The sequence below is a fragment of the Segatella maculosa DSM 19339 = JCM 15638 genome (genome assembly GCF_000382385.1).
In the GTDB taxonomy this organism is placed as follows: Bacteria; Bacteroidota; Bacteroidia; order Bacteroidales; family Bacteroidaceae; genus Prevotella; species Prevotella maculosa.
In genome coordinates, this window is sequence record NZ_KB908326.1 from 13275 (window position 1) to 30919 (window position 17645).

At 49.7% G+C, this 17645-nt stretch carries 11 protein-coding genes; 2 read left to right on the forward strand and 9 right to left on the reverse strand.

Features of this window, described 5'->3' with window-relative positions; genetic code table 11:
- Window positions 1-2334, forward strand: a complete 2334-nt coding sequence (locus tag H164_RS0108085; protein ID WP_019968146.1) for a glycoside hydrolase family 3 N-terminal domain-containing protein — start codon at window positions 1-3, stop codon at window positions 2332-2334.
- Window positions 2335-2671: 337 nt separating this feature from the next.
- On the opposite strand, the gene H164_RS0108090 is transcribed toward H164_RS0108085, so the two are convergent.
- Window positions 2672-3901: an anaerobic sulfatase-maturation protein gene (locus H164_RS0108090; RefSeq protein WP_019968147.1), complete on the reverse strand. Its 1230-nt coding sequence runs from the start codon at window positions 3899-3901 to the stop codon at window positions 2672-2674.
- 364 nt (window positions 3902-4265) lie between these two features.
- On the reverse strand, window positions 4266-4925 hold the full coding sequence (gene upp / locus H164_RS0108095; RefSeq protein WP_008564375.1) for a uracil phosphoribosyltransferase: 660 nt from the start codon (window positions 4923-4925) through the stop codon (window positions 4266-4268).
- A gap of 242 nt (window positions 4926-5167) precedes the next feature.
- Here upp and pckA point away from each other — a divergent pair, with 242 nt between their 5' ends.
- Entirely contained in the window at window positions 5168-6781 is a 1614-nt protein-coding gene (gene pckA, locus H164_RS0108100) for a phosphoenolpyruvate carboxykinase (ATP) (RefSeq protein WP_008564374.1), read from the forward strand.
- Between the two features lie 403 nt (window positions 6782-7184).
- Here pckA and H164_RS0108110 read toward each other — a convergent pair whose 3' ends face one another.
- The 7 genes from H164_RS0108110 to H164_RS0108140 form a co-directional block, all read right to left on the reverse strand.
- The gene (locus H164_RS0108110; RefSeq protein ID WP_019968149.1) at window positions 7185-7505 is read right to left on the reverse strand and encodes an MGMT family protein; all 321 of its coding nucleotides are present in this window, start codon (window positions 7503-7505) and stop codon (window positions 7185-7187) included.
- Complete coding sequence (locus H164_RS0108115) at window positions 7492-8304, reverse strand: hypothetical protein (RefSeq protein WP_025830132.1); 813 nt, start codon at window positions 8302-8304, stop codon at window positions 7492-7494. Before H164_RS0108115 ends, H164_RS0108110 begins: the two co-directional genes overlap by 14 nt.
- 114 nt (window positions 8305-8418) lie before the next feature.
- Entirely contained in the window at window positions 8419-9015 is a 597-nt protein-coding gene (locus tag H164_RS0108120) for a sugar O-acetyltransferase (RefSeq protein WP_019968151.1), read from the reverse strand.
- Window positions 9016-9282: 267 nt separating this feature from the next.
- On the reverse strand, window positions 9283-11466 hold the full coding sequence (locus tag H164_RS0108125; RefSeq protein ID WP_025830131.1) for an endo-1,4-beta-xylanase: 2184 nt from the start codon (window positions 11464-11466) through the stop codon (window positions 9283-9285).
- A gap of 31 nt (window positions 11467-11497) precedes the next feature.
- Complete coding sequence (locus H164_RS0108130) at window positions 11498-12565, reverse strand: DUF5627 domain-containing protein (RefSeq protein ID WP_019968153.1); 1068 nt, start codon at window positions 12563-12565, stop codon at window positions 11498-11500.
- A gap of 18 nt (window positions 12566-12583) precedes the next feature.
- The gene (locus tag H164_RS0108135; protein ID WP_019968154.1) at window positions 12584-14389 is read right to left on the reverse strand and encodes a RagB/SusD family nutrient uptake outer membrane protein; all 1806 of its coding nucleotides are present in this window, start codon (window positions 14387-14389) and stop codon (window positions 12584-12586) included.
- 25 nt (window positions 14390-14414) lie between these two features.
- Window positions 14415-17282 carry a SusC/RagA family TonB-linked outer membrane protein gene (locus H164_RS0108140; RefSeq protein ID WP_019968155.1) on the reverse strand — a complete coding sequence of 956 codons (2868 nt, stop codon included), beginning with the start codon at window positions 17280-17282 and terminating at the stop codon, window positions 14415-14417.
- Window positions 17283-17645 lie beyond the last annotated feature (363 nt).

Below are 17645 nucleotides of genomic sequence, written 5' to 3' on the forward strand. Positions count from 1 at the left end.
ATGTATAAACTGATATTGATATTCTTGTCATTGGGCTTTGCCGGCAATGCTTCAGCAGCGAAAAAGCCCGACTATACCAATGCGAAACTTCCGACAGAACAGCGCGTCAAGGACCTGATGAGCCGCATGACGCTCGAAGAAAAGGTTGCACAAATGTGCCAATATGTGGGCATCAGCCACATGATAGGCGCACAACAGGCACTCACTTTGCAGGAATTGGAGACGAGTGATGCCTCAGGTTTCTATCCCGGTTACACGGTTGAACGTATCCGCGAGATGACAAGAAAGGGCTTGATAGGCTCTTTTCTCCACGTTGTTACAGCCGAAGAGGCCAATTATCTGCAGCAGTTAGCCCGGCAAAGCAGGCTGAAAATCCCACTGTTCATCGCCATCGACGCCATGCATGGCAATGGATTGTATCGCGGAGCCACGGTTTATCCCACGCCAATCGGGCAGGCTGCGACCTTTTCTCCAAGTCTGATAGAGCGCATGTCACGCCAAACGGCCGTTGAACTTCGCGCATGTGGCGTGCAATGGGCCTTTGCTCCGAACGTAGAAATAGCCCGCGACCCGCGTTGGGGACGCGTGGGTGAGACGTTCGGCGAGGACCCTTATCTGTCAGGCTGCATGGGAAGCGCTACCGTTCGCGGCTTGCAAACCTCCAAATTGCAAGGACAAGACAAGGTATTGGCATGCATGAAGCATTTCGTTGGCGGCAGTTTGACGACCAACGGCATCAATGGTTCGCCGGCAGACATGTCGGAACGCATGCTGCGCGAGGTGTTTTTGCCCTCGTTTATCAAGTGTATTGACGCCGGTGTCATGTCGCTCATGCCTTCACACAACGATTTGAGCGGCATTCCCTGCCATGGCAACCGCTGGCTTTTGAACGATTTGCTTCGAAAAGAGCTGGGGTTCAAGGGCATTATCGTCAGCGATTGGCTGGATGTTGAGCGCATGAGCACGCTACATACGGTCGTTCCCACCAAGGAAGAGGCTTATCTCATGGGGCAAGCGGCAGGGATAGATGTCCACATGCATGGCCCCGGCTTTGGAGAATGCGTCATCAAGGCCGTCGAGGAGGGGAAAATCAATCCGAAGAACATAGACGACAGGGTAGCCGAAATCCTGAAATTGAAGTTCGATCTGGGTCTTTTCGAGCAGCCATTCGTAAATATCAAGGCCATTCCGAAGGCCGTATTGACCGCCGAACACCGGCAGACGGCACTCGACATGGCCCGCCGAAGCATCGTGTTGTTGAAGAATGAGAACCAGATGTTGCCGCTTCGGCGAGGCCGTTTCAGCAGGATTTTCATCACAGGACACAATGCTGACAATCAATCTACGCTGGGAGACTGGAGCTTTGAACAGCCCGAAGAGAACGTCATCACGGTATTGGAAGGCATCAAAGCGCAAGAACCGGATGCCCAAATCGACTATCTTGATGTCGGACGCAACGTGCGTTCGCTCACAAAACCGCAGATCGAAGAGGCCGTGAAGCGTGCAAAAGCATCAGAATTAGCCATACTTGTGGTGGGAGAAAACTCCATGCGGTACCACTGGAAAGAGAAAACTTGCGGTGAAAACAGCGACAGATATGAATTATCGTTGCCCGGAATGCAGCAGCAACTCGTTGAGGCTGTCGTGGCAACAGGCGTGCCTACCATCGTGATATTGGTCAACGGGCGTCCGCTTTCCACCGAATGGATAGCCGATAACGTCCCAGCAATCGTTGAAGCATGGGAACCCGGACTGCTCGGAGGGCAGGCCTTGGCAGAGATTCTCTATGGGAAAGTGTCGCCATCGGCGAAACTTCCCATCACGATACCGCGCAATGCGGGACAGATCGGCTGCTATTACAACCACAAGAAAAGCGCCTATCGCTTCCCATATGCAACCGGAACAACGGCCCCACTCTATGCTTTCGGATACGGACTGAGCTACACCACTTTCCGCTATTCACGTCCTCGCCTGTCAACCTCGGCCATCTCCGTGGGCGACAGTGCCCGCATCAGCGTCGATGTCACCAATACAGGAACGATTGATGCCGAAGAAGTGGTGCAACTTTATATCCGCGACGACTATAGTTCGGCCACGCGACCCGTGAAAGAGCTGAAAGGATTTGAAAGAATAGCCTTGAAAGCCGGCGAAACCAAGACGGTTACGTTCTTCATCACGCCCGAATCGCTCTCTTATTACGATGCTGCCATGAAATACGGCGTGGAACCGGGCACCTTTACCCTTATGGTGGGCAGCTCATCAAGGAAAGAAGACCTGCAATCCCTGCGCTTAACGGTGGGCACGAACGCCACAGTCGTCTCATCGGCGCAGTAAGATTGAGATGTAGGGAATTTGACTTTGAAGTTTGACCATTGAACTTTGAACTTTATGATTTGCTGGCTTTGGAGTTTGAACCTTGAACATTGAACTTTGAGGTTTTTGACTTTGAAGTTTGAACTTTGGACTTTGAACTTTATGATTAGCTGGAACGATAAGATGAATTGCTGATAAGAGGCATGTAGGGACGCACGGCTCGTGCGTCCGCTCAAGGAGAATGAAACACAAATACACGATTGTTAGAGTGGACGCACGAACCGTGCGTCCCTACATGCGTGCAACCCGTTCGTAATACGTCCATATTACGTCGCAAAATGGCTGAAAAAAATTCTATTCAGGGCGTGCCACTCTCCGTAAACACTTGGTTCATCACGTTGGCCGGAGAGCGTTGGTTGTCAAGTTCGTTCTTCATAAAGTCCATATAGGGCGCCACATGCGCGAAAAAGCGGTGATAGCCCGCACAGAGATAGTTGAGACCGGGGTCTCCGAAGCGGTCGCGCGTGAAGCGATTCTTGGGACATTCGCCATTGCAGGCAAAGAGAAAACGACACTCCTTGCACTGTCTTGGTAGCAAACGACGCTTCATCTGCGCGAAAGTCTGCTGCTTTTCGCTGTTCATCATCTCGAAGATTGTCTGCTGATTGAGGTTACCCAACCGATGTTCGGGATAGACAAAGTGGTCGCAAGAGAACACATCTCCGTTGTATTCCATCACACCTGCGTGGCCACATTCCTTGGCTATGGTGCATACTCCGGGTGGAACTCCGACCCAATTTGCCAGCGTTGCGTCGAAAAGTTGCACGAAATAGTCGCCCACATCATGCCTCACCCACTCGTCAAAGACGGCACATAGGAAGCTGCCCCACTGTTCCGGCGTGACCGAAAAGGGTGCAATCGTACCACCTTCCTGCATGCCCGGGGCCAGTTTCAGGCCGTCGTTGCGCGCTATAATGCGCTCCACAACGGGCGTAAATTGGATATAATGGCAGTCAATCTCTTTGAAAAAGCGATAGCAATCGAGCGGATAATCGGCATTGAAATCATTGACAACGGCCAGCGCATTCCATTCAACGCCGTGCTTGTTGAGCAGGTCTATGCCCCTCATCACCTGTCGGAAGGAAGGCTTTCCCGTGGCCGTTTTCCGGTATTCGTCGTGAAACTCCTGTGGTCCGTCAATGGAAACACCCACCAAGAAATTGTTTTCTTTGAAGAAACGGCACCACGCATCGTTGAGTAAAGTGGCGTTGGTTTGAATGCAATTGGCTATTTGTCGACCCCCGGCATAAGCTTGTTGCAGTTTGATGGCACGCTGATAGAAGGCCAAGGGCCGCATCAATGTTTCGCCGCCGTGCCATGTGAAGAGCACTTGAGGGGTGGTTTGGGCCTCGATATATTCCTTGATGAACTTCTCCAAAAGCTCATCTGTGATGACATGATTGCGTCGGTCGGCGTAGAGTTTGCCCTTTTCCAGATAGTAACAATACTTGCATCGCAGGTTACAAAGCGAACCTGCGGGCTTGAGCATCATGTACATGGGTCGTCCGAAAGGTGCAATGGTGTTCATGTGTGTCGTGGTTTTCTTGCCCGCAAAGGTATGGATTTATCGTGTAATACGCAAGAAAGCAATGCCAAAAAGCGGCAAAAAGCCACCCTGCTCCTTGCAAAAGGGAGAGCGAATGGGCAGGCCAGTAAATCGAACCCACTTGCGTTGAAAGCCACCTCAGCTATATAGCAATACAACTTCAGCTATATTACGCGCCAATCTCACCCATTTTAGCGTCTAATATGGCTGACATTGCACAGTAAAATGGCTGAGATTGGAACACAGAATGTAAGTTATTGATTATCAATCGTATTTTTCTTGTTTCTCATAACCTTGTCGCAAGCTCGCCCTCCCCTCCTTTGGAGGGGCCGGGGGAGGCTCCCCCCTACAGCTTATCCCCGTAACACAGGTCGCCGGCGTCGCCAAATCCGGGCACGATATACTTGTGTTCGTTCATTCCGGGGTCGATAGCGGCGCACCAAATGGTTGTCTTATCTTCGGGAAATGTCTTTTTTATGTGCGCAATACCCTCAGGAGAGGCGATGATACAGCACACATGGATTTGCTTCGGCGTTCCTTTTGTGAGGAAAGCCTTGTAACCCAGCTCCATGCTTCCACCCGTTGCGAGCATCGGATCGGCTATGATGAGGTTCTTACCGTCGATGTTCGGCGTGGCAAGATATTCGATGTGGATACCCACTTCGTGGTGTTCGGCATCCTTATATTCGCGATAGGCGCTCACGAAAGCATTGCCGGCGTGGTCGAAAACGTTGAGGAATCCGTTGTGAAAAGGCAGTCCGGCGCGGAAAATCGTAGCCAAAACAATCTTGTCTGTGGGCACGTTCACCTTGGAAATGCCCAAAGGTGTAGTGATATCTTGGGCCTCATAGTCAAGTGTTTTCGATAGTTCAAAAGCCTCGAACTCGCCGATTCGCATGATATTATTGCGGAAAAGGAGTCGGTTTTTCTGATAATTCACGTCTCTGATTTCAGCCATATACTGGTTGATGATGCTGTTTTTCTCGGAGAAATTTACAATTTTCATAGGTCGTTTTGAATGATTTTTGCAAAGTTATGGAATTCTATTTATCTTTTGTAAAGTGAGTTTTGCAAATCCGTTTCCATGCCGTTGTTTTTTAATATCTTTAACCTAAAAGGATTGAAGAGCCCATATTTTTACGCACCTAAAGTTGGAAGCTATATTTTTTTTCTTTATCTTTGCCGTCGGAAAAGCTAAAATTGAAGCGTATACAAACTTATATTTCACAACTTAAATACATTTGAAAAATGGCAAAGTTTGACAAATCCGTACTCGAAAAGTATGGTATTACAGGTACCAAAGAGGTACTTTACAATCCTTCTTACGAAGTTTTGTTCAATGAAGAGACGAAAGAAGGTCTCGAAGGTTTTGAGGTTGGCCACGAAACAGAGCTCGGCGCCATCAATGTCATGACAGGTATCTACACAGGTCGCTCACCTAAGGACAAGTTTATCGTGGATGACGAGACTTCACACGATACCGTTTGGTGGGATTCTGAGGAATATCACAACGATAATCACCGTGCAAGCAAGGAAGCATGGGCTGCTGTGAAAGAGATTGCAAAGAAAGAGCTGTCCAATAAGCGTCTTTTTGTCGTAGATGGTTTCTGCGGTACCCACAAAGATACACGCATGAAGGTGCGCTTTATCGTTGAGGTGGCATGGCAGGCTCACTTTGTAACCAACATGTTTATCCGTCCTCAGAGCGAAGCCGACTTCGAACAAGAGCCCGATTTCATTGTTTACAACGCATCAAAGGCCAAGGTTGAGAATTGGAAAGAGCTGGGATTGCACTCCGAGACAGCTGTTGTTTTCAACGTAACTTCCAAGGAACAGGTGATTATCAACACATGGTACGGTGGCGAAATGAAGAAAGGTATGTTCTCAATGATGAACTATTTCTTGCCATTGAAGGGCATGGCGTCGATGCACTGCTCTGCAAACACCGACATGAATGGCGAGAACACCGCTATATTCTTCGGTCTGTCGGGTACAGGAAAGACCACTTTGTCTACCGATCCCAAGCGTAAACTCATCGGAGACGACGAACATGGCTGGGACGACAAGGGCGTCTTCAACTACGAAGGTGGCTGCTATGCAAAGGTAATCAACCTTGATAAGGAGTCAGAACCAGACATCTACGGTGCCATTACCCGCGATGCTCTGCTTGAAAACGTAACGGTTAGCAAGGAAGGAAAGATTGATTTCACCGACAAGAGCGTGACCGAGAACACCCGTGTTTCTTATCCTATCTACCACATCAAGAACATTCAGCGTCCATTGTCGCAGGGTCCGGCTGCAAAGCAGGTGATCTTCCTTTCTGCAGACGCTTTCGGTGTGTTGCCTCCTGTATCGATTTTGAGCGCAGAACAGACCAAATACTACTTCCTTTCAGGCTTCACTGCCAAGTTGGCTGGTACAGAACGCGGCATCACAGAGCCCACACCGACCTTCTCTGCCTGCTTCGGTCAAGCCTTCCTTGAGCTTCATCCGACGAAATATGCAGAGGAATTGGTGAAGAAGATGAATAAGAGCGGCGCCAAGGCTTACTTGGTCAACACCGGTTGGAACGGCACTGGAAAGCGCATTTCCATTCGCGACACGCGCGGAATCATTGATGCTATCTTGAATCATTCTATCGATAGCGCTCCAACAAAGACCATTCCATACTTCAATTTCGTTGTTCCTACGAAGCTCGAAGGCGTTGCAACAAACATTCTTGACCCACGTGACACCTATACTGACGCTGCTCAGTGGGAAGAAAAGGCTAAAGACTTGGCTGCTCGCTTCATTAAGAACTTCAAAAAGTATGAGAGCAACGCTGCAGGTAAGGCACTCGTAGCCGCAGGTCCGCAGCTCTAAGCATTCAATTCGAGGTCTCCTCCACCCCTTTTCAATGGAGGGAAGCACGGAGACCACAGTTATCAGACCTTGCAATGGGCAACCGTTGCAAGGTCTTTTTTTGCGTTTCGGCCGGCTTTTCGGACGAGTTGGCGGAACAAAATAAACAAAGATGGAAATCGTTTCAATTCAATTGAAAATCCATAACGAGTGGGAAAACTTATTGCATAAGCTCATCAAAGAAAAGATGTCGGCTATATTGAAAACCAATTACTTACTTCCTACATTCCAATCTCACCCATTTTACCGTGCAATATCACCTATATTACACGCTAAAATAGCTGAGATTAGCGCGCAATATAGCTGAAATAAAAAACGAGGAGAAGGCGTGTTGAATTTTAATTTTGCGGCGATCGGTTCCGAATCAGACTTCCTCGGCCTCGTAATCCCATTGCGAACGGCGCAGGTCGACGTTACCATTGGCCTTGAAGCACACGTTTTCAGCAGCGAGCAGTGTCCGTTGAGCGGGCCAGTTAGGGGCAGTTCGACCCACACTGTCCACCACCCTGTGGCACGGAATGGCCTTATCGGTCATGCCGTGTAGCGCACGTCCCACCTGACGGGCATGCAAAGGATAGCCCGAGAGACGCGCTATCCGACCGTAGGTGAGCACATATCCGCGCGGAATTTGGCTGACGATATTCGCCACTTCCTGCCGGAATAGTTCGAAATCAAAATGAGCCATGGGAGAAAGTTGAGCGGTTCTGCGACTTGGATTCAAGCCATGCGCTTAGAATCATGAATAGGTTGTTGACCGTTTTTCCGGAGACTGGCCTCATCGGGAAGTCAATTTTGAGTCCCAAACTGACAGTTGTCCGAATGTTGTCTGCCTGATATTGGCATGTTTGCCCCGTGAACGGAAGGTCTAGAAACCGCATGTTGGCACGGTGATGTCCGCCCAATCCGAAGCCGATGTCGTAGGCGAAGCAGAGCGAAACGGAACTGATGATACGGATATCCACGCCGATTTTAGGTTTCAGGCCAATGGCTGGACACTGCACATCGTAGTTCATTTGGACGTGACTGCCGGGATATGCCTGTCGCAACACATGGGTTTCACTGCCTTGCATACGCTTCAAATTGAGGAAATTTGTCTGTATTAAGCCACCGATATGAGGCTGAACAACCCATTTTTGTGGGCAGAAATACCACTTGATGCCGCCCTCCAGACCGAGCATATTCACCTTTTTTAGCCCGATACCTGCGGCATATTGCGTGGCAATACCGTCCTGTTCGTAGTAGAGGTTACCTGTCAAAGCGAGGTGAGGATTGAGATAATAGTCGGCCGAAAGGGCGAAATAGTTGCCTTCTTCGTCGCCCATATAGAAGTCTTGTCCGTCGGATGTGTCGTCAGCGAGGGTCGTTCCACCGAAGCTCGCCTGCAAAGCCCTGTGCTTGGGTGCGCCATTTGGGTTGCCTGAAGCCATACCGTTGGAGGCCGAAAGGCAGCAAACGGCGCAAAGAAAAGCTTTTATCGGGTTCATTTTTCCTTACTTTTTATCATTTATATTGCCTGTATTTCGTTTCATTATTCTATGCTTGCGACGTTAACTTCAACGTGTCTGCCCGTTGATGCCGCTAAGTTTCGTCCCATTACTTTATTCCTGCGAGGCGTTTTGCAGGGCATCGGCCGACGAATAAGCCACCGTTTTGACCACACGGCAGGGATTTCCCACGGCAACCGAGCCGTCGGGAATGTCCTGAATGACCACCGAACCGGCCCCAATCGTGCTGCCATGACCGATGGTTACGCCCGGAAGGACGGTCACACTGCCCCCTATCCATACATCATTCCCAATGGTTATGGGGCAAGCCCACTCTATTCCGTTACGCCGTTCCACTGGATCTGTGGGGTGACAAGCGGTATATAGGCTCACGTTGGGGCCTATATAGACATGATTTCCGATGGAGACTTTCGCCTCATCAAGTATGGTAAGGTAGAAATTGGCAAAGAAATAGTCGCCTATACTGATGTTGCAACCAAAGTCACAACAGAAAGGTGAGTTGACAACGGGCCTTACTCCGCAGTGCCCGAAAAGGTCTTTAAGGGCCTTTTCACGACCTTTTGAATCGCTGGGAGGCAGCTGATTGTAGTGCAGAATCAACTCTTTTGTCTTGAGAAGTCGCTCATAAAAATACGAATCGGTGGCATTATAAGGTGCTCCGCACAACATTTTATTCCATTCGTCGTACATAGGTTACGATGTTTATGACTGCAAAATTACGACTTTTATTTGAAGAACAACAGGACTCAATCAAAGAAAAAACGGGATTGGAAGCAGGAAACTGACGTCGGTATGCCTTAAAAAGATTTTGTTGTTATGGGTGACCGAGGCCCTGCGCATTGTGCGTTTGGCAGTCACGGACATCACTTTCCTGCATAGAATGACATAGGTTATGTTGTTTGGAAGCCTCCGCAAGCCCGCACTCCCCTCCCTTGGGAGGGGCTGGGGGTGGGCTTTTCACTCCCCACGCAAGCCGTCTGCGAAGCCGGCATAGGTATGTTTGCGGAGGAAGTTGGCGTTCCATAGGCCCGTAGGTTCGCCACCTCGCCAGCTTGAACCCTTGGGAGCGTCCGTGATACACCACTGTGTAATGCCGTATTGTTGGGCTAATGGGACGATTTTGAAGTACTGTCCGACGATGAATTTATAGTAGTCACGCATCTGTTTATGCTGCTCTTCCGTCAGATTTTCAGTCATAATAGGCTGTCCCGCAGCGTCATTATAGCCCATATCCAGCTCGGAAATCTTGACGAGCTTACCCGATTTGGCCATCAGTTGCAGCATTTTCACCACATGTTCTTCCTTTTTCTTCTGCGTATTAGGGTCGGCCGAGAACGACACATGCATCTGACTTCCGATGCCATCTATCCTCGTTTTGCCGTCTTTCTCCCATTCTTCAATCCAATGAATCAGGCTTTTGAGCTTCTTGTTGTCGTCCCAATCCGACTCAAGGTTATAGTCGTTGATGAAGAGTTTCAGCTTAGCGGCATCACCATTATGGGCAGCAAAGCACCTACGGGCAGCAGCAACGGCCGTCCGGACATAGTCGATATCGCCCAAATAGTCCTGCCAATAGAAGTTGTTCTTGGCGTCATCAGGCGACACAGTGCCGCGCGTAGCCGACTGAAGGTCGTACCATCCGTCGCCATCCTTGTCTTTTCCGGAGATAGGTTCATTGACAACGTCCCATGCCGTCACGTAACCGTCGACAGCTTCCATCATTTTGTCAATCCATGTGCCCATGGCTGTCGTCAGAATGACCTTTTTCTCGTTGTCAGTAAGCGGAACAGCGTTGGCTTTCTTCACCGAACAAACTTTTACTGTCTTTAAGTCAAGCGTGGCATCTGCCGTCTGTGGCTTGAGAATTACATCGTAATTACCACCCACGATGCCCGGAACCGACAGCTTCACATCGTGATGTCCCGCCTCAACGGGAACGCTAAGGGTAATCGATTGTGCGCTCGCTCCCCAGCCATTTTGAATGGTCAGCTGCACACCGGAGGCCGCTTTGGAAGCCGTAAGGTCAAGATGAAGCATGTAATTCCCCTCGGTCAGCGCAATACCCGTAGCCACAAAGAACTGCGACCAAGCCCCCGTTGGGACGAAATGAATGCTCCCATTGACGACAGGAGGCGTGCAACCCATATTGTAAAAGGGGAAAGGTCCGTCCGTATATGTCTGCTTATAGACCTCGGTTTCAATGTCGACAGATGCGGCGGCCGCCACATTGCCTCTCGCATAAGTGAAATCCTGCCACGAAGCCTTTGTCCAATGCGACAAATCTTCCCCATCAAACGTCGAATTTACAATAAGGTTCTTGCTGTCGCCCTGTGCTTTCAACACAACATTGTCGAAATAAATCGTGCCGCCCACCTTTCCGAAACAGAACCTCAGCCGTTCGATGTCGGCATTTGGCGTGAAAGAGAGTGTATGGTCAGCCGCATCGTTGGTCAACATGATGGAACCTGCCCCGTATTGTGTGTCGGTTCCGTTCTTCTTTCCCGGCCAAAAGTCTATCTTTCCTGCGTTCGTTGCTCTTACATTCAATGAGAGTTTGTAGGTTTTCCCGGCTTTCAGCGGTGCATCTAAGTCATAATAGATCTCAGCATCCCAGACATTGGCCTTGGGTGCACCTGCCTTGATGACCAATCCCGGGTTGTCTGAAGCCGGAGGAAGCTCTTTGTCGGCAATCAGTTTGTTGAGATACTTGTTGTTTTGCTGGGCATGCCACGCAAGCGTATGACCATAGACGGTCAGTCCGGCCTCCTTTGCGTTGGAAACGAACTCCTTTACCGTTGAGAAGTCCATGCTTCCGTCTTCTTTCACGCAAGAAGCGTACTTCATTGCATTGCCAGTGGTCAGCTCCATGAAGTTACTTGCCGCCAAACTATAGCTTAATTCGCGCTTATTGAAGTCAGTTGCCTCCAATGCCACGCCCAATTTGAAGTCTGGATTACACTTCCCTGCCGCCTTAGCCTGCTCGATATAGTTCTTCAAAGGCTCATAATCGTTCAGATACTGATAGTCGGCCAAGTCCTGGGGCATGTCGGTTGTGTATGTAGAGAACTTATCTTCGGCGCAAGAAGCCAAGACTGCGAGTGCGATTATTCCCAAACCGATATTCAATTTCCTTAGTTTCATCATCTTGTTCTTATTATTTCCCGAAAGGAAGTTACTTATACTGCGGGGCAAAGGTAATCACACCGTTCGTATTACCCCGCGTCTGAGCAACGAAAGTGTCCTTGCTTTCCATCGTGACATTATCGCCGAAGTCGACCTTATAGGCGAGTGTAAGCTGGTCACGATCCTTGTTTCCCCAAGCCATCTTCGCACCCTTCACGACGAACTTACCCGTTCCGGTGGCTGTCATGCCCGACGTTGCGGAAGAAACCGTGCAATTTCCGTTCTCATCGAACGTGAGTTTCAGCCTACATGTCGCAGCTTGAACGACATCATGGCCGTGAATGTCCTTTACAGTCTTGTTGACAGAGACCGGAAACAGGCACGTTTTCAAAGCCATTGTCGTGAGTTGACACACCTCATCCTTCTCTATTGAGGCGCCTTTCCTTACTTTTGTCGTCGTATTTCCATTGACAGTGATTTTATCTTCGCCGCGACGGAGATAGAATCCGGCCCATTTATTCATGTATTTCACGCAATAAAGCACGTAATCCTTGGGCTTAATGTTCCACGAACTCGCCTTTGTTCTTGGGGGAGTTGCGCCTTTTATCGTTGGCGTTCCGGCAAGAATGCGGTCTGCTCCCACCTGATTCTTGATAAGGATCGGGATAACATAGGTCTCTTTTACAGCGTCTGGGTCGTTGAAAAACGCGTCCGTCAGCTTCACCTGCAAGCGTCCTTGGAAACTTCCGTTGTAAGATACGGTGGTTGAAGGAATGGTATAATAGCTCTCGGGCATGGGTTTAACGGGCGTAACTCCATCTTCGAAATAGAGATGGTCGCAAAGTGAGTTGTCAACTGCTGTCTCCAACGTGATATTCCGGCCGTGATAGGCCCCTCCCATCGTTGAAACAATATAGAAAACATGGTTATTATCGTCGGTATTATCCCTGGTTTCATCGTTCCCCAGCACGATATTACGCACGACATTTTGGCGTGCAAAGTACACAGAAGTGCCGCCTTCGTAGTCTGGGAACTCCGGTTCTCCGTTCTTACAAGCGCCAAGAACCAAGGCGAAAGCAGCCATCAAGGTGATTGAGATATAGTTGTTTACTTTCATTTTCTTGAAGTTTAAGCGTTATTTGTTGTTCAGTTCCCAGCCTTTATTCTGGTGGAGGTTCGTCCATTTTTGTATTTCTGTCTGCGGAATCGGCCCATAATACATATACTCCTTATAGTTTCTGTCTTCCACTTTGAAGGCTTTATACGTCGTTGTTCCGCCATCTTTCTTGATTTGCACGCCACCGGCAGCCACGTCGATGGGTGCTTTCCAACGGCGAAGGTCGGCAAATCGCTTGTTTTCAAAGCAGAGTTCGAGGCGTCGTTCATTGCGAATCAGTTCGCGCATCTTGCCTTTATCGGACGCACACTCATTGAGATAGGCCACATCGGTAATCCCTGCACGGTCGCGAATGGCCTTGATGACATCGTAAGCAGAATAACCATGCGACCCCGAACCCTTGGGACCCCACGCCTCATTGGCTGCTTCGGCATAGTTAAGGAACAGCTCTGTGTAGCGAATATACACGGGATAGTGATACTTAGCGTTCTTGGAATTCGGGTTAGGGTCGCAATCTTCGCGCAGAAGTTTCTTCATATAGTAACCCGTTCGCGTGGAATTACTCACCTTGTTCAAGCCATCATCGTTGCCAGTGGTCGTGATATCGGTTTTGATTTCCTTTCCTTTATACTTGCTGCCATCATGGATAACGTACATATCGAGGCGTGGATCGCGGTTCTCATAAGGCTTACCGGCATCATAGCCTCCACGACTATCGGCGATGGGATAGCCCGTAACGGTCGGAAAAGCATCGACCAAGTTCTGCGTCGGATTGATTCTTCCCTTGCCATAAAGGCTTGGTGGAAAGTTATCGGCCTCTTGATTCAGACCAAGGTTCCAGTCTTCATCACCGTTTGTACGGCTTCCTCGCCAAAGAATCTCCTGTGGAACGGCACCCGATCCAAGGTTATCAATCTCCGAAGTCTGTGCAAACCATTTGTTACCCGTGGGCGATATGCCGCTCACGCCGCCTATACGGTCGAGCACTTTGGCTGCATCGTCGGCCGCTTTGGCGTAGTTGACGGTCGTACCTGCAGCAAATGCCGGACTGGCAGCAAGCAAAGAGGCCTGCGAACAAATGGCTTCTGCAATGCGACCACTGATACGTCCGCGCATGATTGCGCCGAAAACGCGATTGTATTCGCCTGCCGTCTGAACGCCGATGGCCTTATATTTGGCCGGAACATCGGCGTCGTTCGTCAGGTCGTTATAGTCGAGTGGGAGCAATTTCCCGGCTTCTTCCAAGTCGTTATAAATCTGATTGAGACACTCTTGGAACGTGTTACGCGCCTTATTGAAGTCATCCGAGGGTTTCTCTGAGGCCGTTAAGTTCGGCACACCGAGCAGTTTCCCATCGGCATCCCAGCCACCATGGTTCATTAACAAGAAGTACATGTTGAGCGCTCTCAAGGCATAAGCCTCGCCTTTACGGCTATCACAGTACATCTTTCGGGCTTTTTCGTCTTTAGCCCAGTTCACTTTGTCTGCCTGTTCCAAGAAAATATTCAGGTATTGTATGCAGGCCCGGCGATTGGTCCATTGAGACATCGGGTCGTTATTGGCTGCCCAAGCACCCGTGGCCATCTTCAAATAACCGTTAGACAGGTCATTACTCACCGCATCATCAGTGGCAACGTCCGTCACGCTCTTGGTATTGTAGGGCAACATGGCGTATCCATAGCCCAACAGCCCTTGGGCATAAGTCGGTTCGTTGTAGATTTCGTCCAAACCCCGGTTGTTTTCCTGTGCAGGCTCAAACAAATCGGAACACGAAACCAAGCTGAATGCCAATGCCGTCAATAGGAATAGCTTCTTTATTTTCATAGCTTTTGTTTTTAATTTCATTTCATCAGAAAGTCGCTTTCACCCCGATATTGTAGTAACGTGTCTGTGGTGCGCTGCCAACATTCAGCTCCAGCACCTCACGCTCGCCCGAAATGGTGAGCAGATTGGCCCCACTGACGAATGCAGACAAGCCTTTCACCCATGTCGAACCAAACAAACGGCGTGGCAAATCATAGGTGATTTGAACCTTCGCCAAGCGGAATGCATCGGTTTTATACAGCCAAAAGTCGGAAGTTACAAAGTTATTGCTGCCCGAAAGTGTCGATAGTCGGGGGTAAGTTGCCGTAGCTGCGGTGGCAGGAGTCCAACGGTTGCGAACGACGGCAGAGTACTTGCCGGCCTCACGCACCCAATAATAGGAGGAGTTCTTCACACCATGCGCGCCGAAGTTGCCCACACCGAGCGCAAAGAACGTGAAACCGCGCCACTTGGCCGTGAAGTTCACGCCCAAAGTGAAAGGAGCACCATACCATCCCCCTTTACCAAGATACACTTGGTCGTAGTTATCGATTTTACCATCATGGTTTACGTCTACATACTTCAGGTCGCCGGGCCTGACGGTGCTGCCGAGCTTGCTTTGGTCGGGCGATGTTGCGATCTCAGCTTCGCTTTGGAAGAAGCCGGCGCACCGATATCCCCAAATACCGTCTATCGGTTTGCCCTGCCGGTTCTGATAGGTTTCAACGTTATTCTCATCAACCTTCGTGGCTTTCGTGTCATAATAGGTGCCAGTAAGGCCGAGTGAGAGATCCGTTTCGCCGAACTTCCGGTTGAAGTTCAGGGCGAAATCAAAGCCAATGCGGCGGTTGTTGTTGTAGTTCAGCACGGGCATGAAAGACCCTTTGGGGTAACCTGTGTTCAAATGTGAGGGGAAGAAGGTGGGCGAATCAATGAGATAGCCCTCCATGGAATTGATGAAGAAGTTGGCATCAAGCGTAACAAAGTGCCCCCACAACGAGGTTTTAAGACTCAAAGAAAGCTCTTTGCGCTTGATAAAGCCAAGGTCTTCGTTCTCACCTCGCTTGGAATAGGTGTACTTGTCTTGCGAACCATCATACCAATTGTAGCCATCGTCCGATGTCCAAATGCCTTTATAGAGATAGTAACGCACGTCTCCGCGGGCCAAATCAATGTCTTCATTGATGATACTTCCCGAAAAACTCAGCATCATATCATCAATGGCATCGACCGTTTTCAGGAAACTTTCACGCTTAAGTCGCCAACCTAACGTCAGAGAAGGGGAGAAAGCCTCGCGATGACCGGGTGCTAATTGCGCCGAATGTATGGCCGCCAGGCCCCAATCTGCGTAATACTTCTGCATGAAGTTATAGGAAGCATCGAACGCCATGTTGGCACTTGAGGTCTTATGATACTGACCTGACTTCGCTTGTTGGTAGCCTGAGGCAATCAACATGGCTGAAACATTGTGCACGTTGCTGAAGGTATTGGCGTAGTTGAGCTGCGCTGCGAACAACATCGTCTGGTTATCGGTGCTGCCGCTGATGTTCTGATTGCCCGAACGCTTGTCTTCGCCCTCTTTCTTCAGTCCGACGATGACGTCCTTGCCGTTATGATGCGACCATGTGGGGATATAAACGGCATAACTGTTGTCGAACGATGTCGTATAAGCGGTGGCATAGTCCACGGCGAAGCGTGTTTCGAAAGACAATCCCGGCAATACTTTCCCCAAACCGATGTTAAGTCCCGTGTCAAACTGGAACTGACGACTTGTCCATTTGCGCTTTCCTGCGGCATAAATATCGCCGAACAGCGACGAAGCATTGGCCTGTGAACCCGCAAGGAAATACTTATCGTCAATCAATTTGGCTACGCCCAGCAAGTCCCATGCGGCCTTTGCATGCGGATCTACCATGTCTTTCGGTATCAAAGGATAGGCGTTCTGTGGGAAGTTGGGCCGCATCGTCGACGCAACGCCCCAATAATCGCCCTTAGCCGTGCTGGAATCGTAGAAAGTTGCATTGGAATTGACCCAAGCCTTGATGTCGTCGCTGATGTTTACATCGACATTGCCACGCACACTGAACCGAGAAACATGGTTATTACGGGCTTCTCCGAACTTAAAATAGTCGCCGCTGCGATAGTAATTAATGTTACTGTAGAAGCGGGCAAGCTTTCCGCCACCGCTAATCTCTGCAATTGCCTCGTGACGGGCGTACATCTTGCGGATATAATCCGAAGAATAATAATCGATATTAGGGTAACGATAGGGGTTAAGGCCCGAAGCATGATGATAAATGTCGGTCGATGAATAGAGAGGAGCCAGGCCGTCGTTGGCGCGCGCCTCGTTATAGAGCGTCATATACTCTGCCGAACCGAGGTATTCGGGGAAAGATTTCGCCACGTTCAGGCCCGTGTTGGCCTGCACTTCTACCTTCAGTCCGTCGTTATTCCCGCGCTTTGTCGTGATAAGCACGGCACCCTTGGCCGCCTTACTGCCATAGAGTACGACCGCCTGTGCGCCTTTCAGGAAGGTGATCTGGCTGATTTCGCTCGGCATAACGTTGGTGGCATCGCGGGGAACACCGTCAACCAACACCAGATAACCGGCGTTGTTGCTGTCCATTCCCCAAAGGGAATTACCGTTGAAACCGCCGATATAGCCCTGCATGTTGTCAAGACTGTAGGTGATGTAGTTCTTTTTCAACAGTTGGGCCACGTCAACAACGGCCACACCGCCAAGGATATCCCGCCTGCCTACCTTGCGATAGGTCACCTGCACCATTTCCTTATTGGCATCGGCCGTGTCGTTCGCAGGCGTTGTGGCTGCCTTGGCGTCGATGCTGACAGGAACCAACGCAACAAGACCTGCCAGCAGGAACTTCGATTTACATGATTTGATTTTCAGATTCATAGGGTCTTTTCTTCTGTTTTGTGCTACTTAAAATAGATTTCCGGCAGACGGAGACGGCCTGTTTGGAGAGAAACGTCCCGCGGACGAGCAAGAAACGGAACCAACGCTGCAGCCCTTGTCTTTCGATGTGCAGCAGCTTGATAACCAATGCCTTGCACATCGGCTTGCAATATGGGTCATTTTACCGTGCAATATGGCCCATTTCACCGTGTAAAATGGCTGATATTGGCGCGCAATATGGCCCATTTTGCAACGCAGTGTGGCCCAACTTGTTTCGCGGTTCGGGCACAGGTGGCTGCGAAGGGTCTTTTCATTGGTTTTCGGTCTCATTTCTTTTTGTCGGTCGGTAGATGGAAATAAACG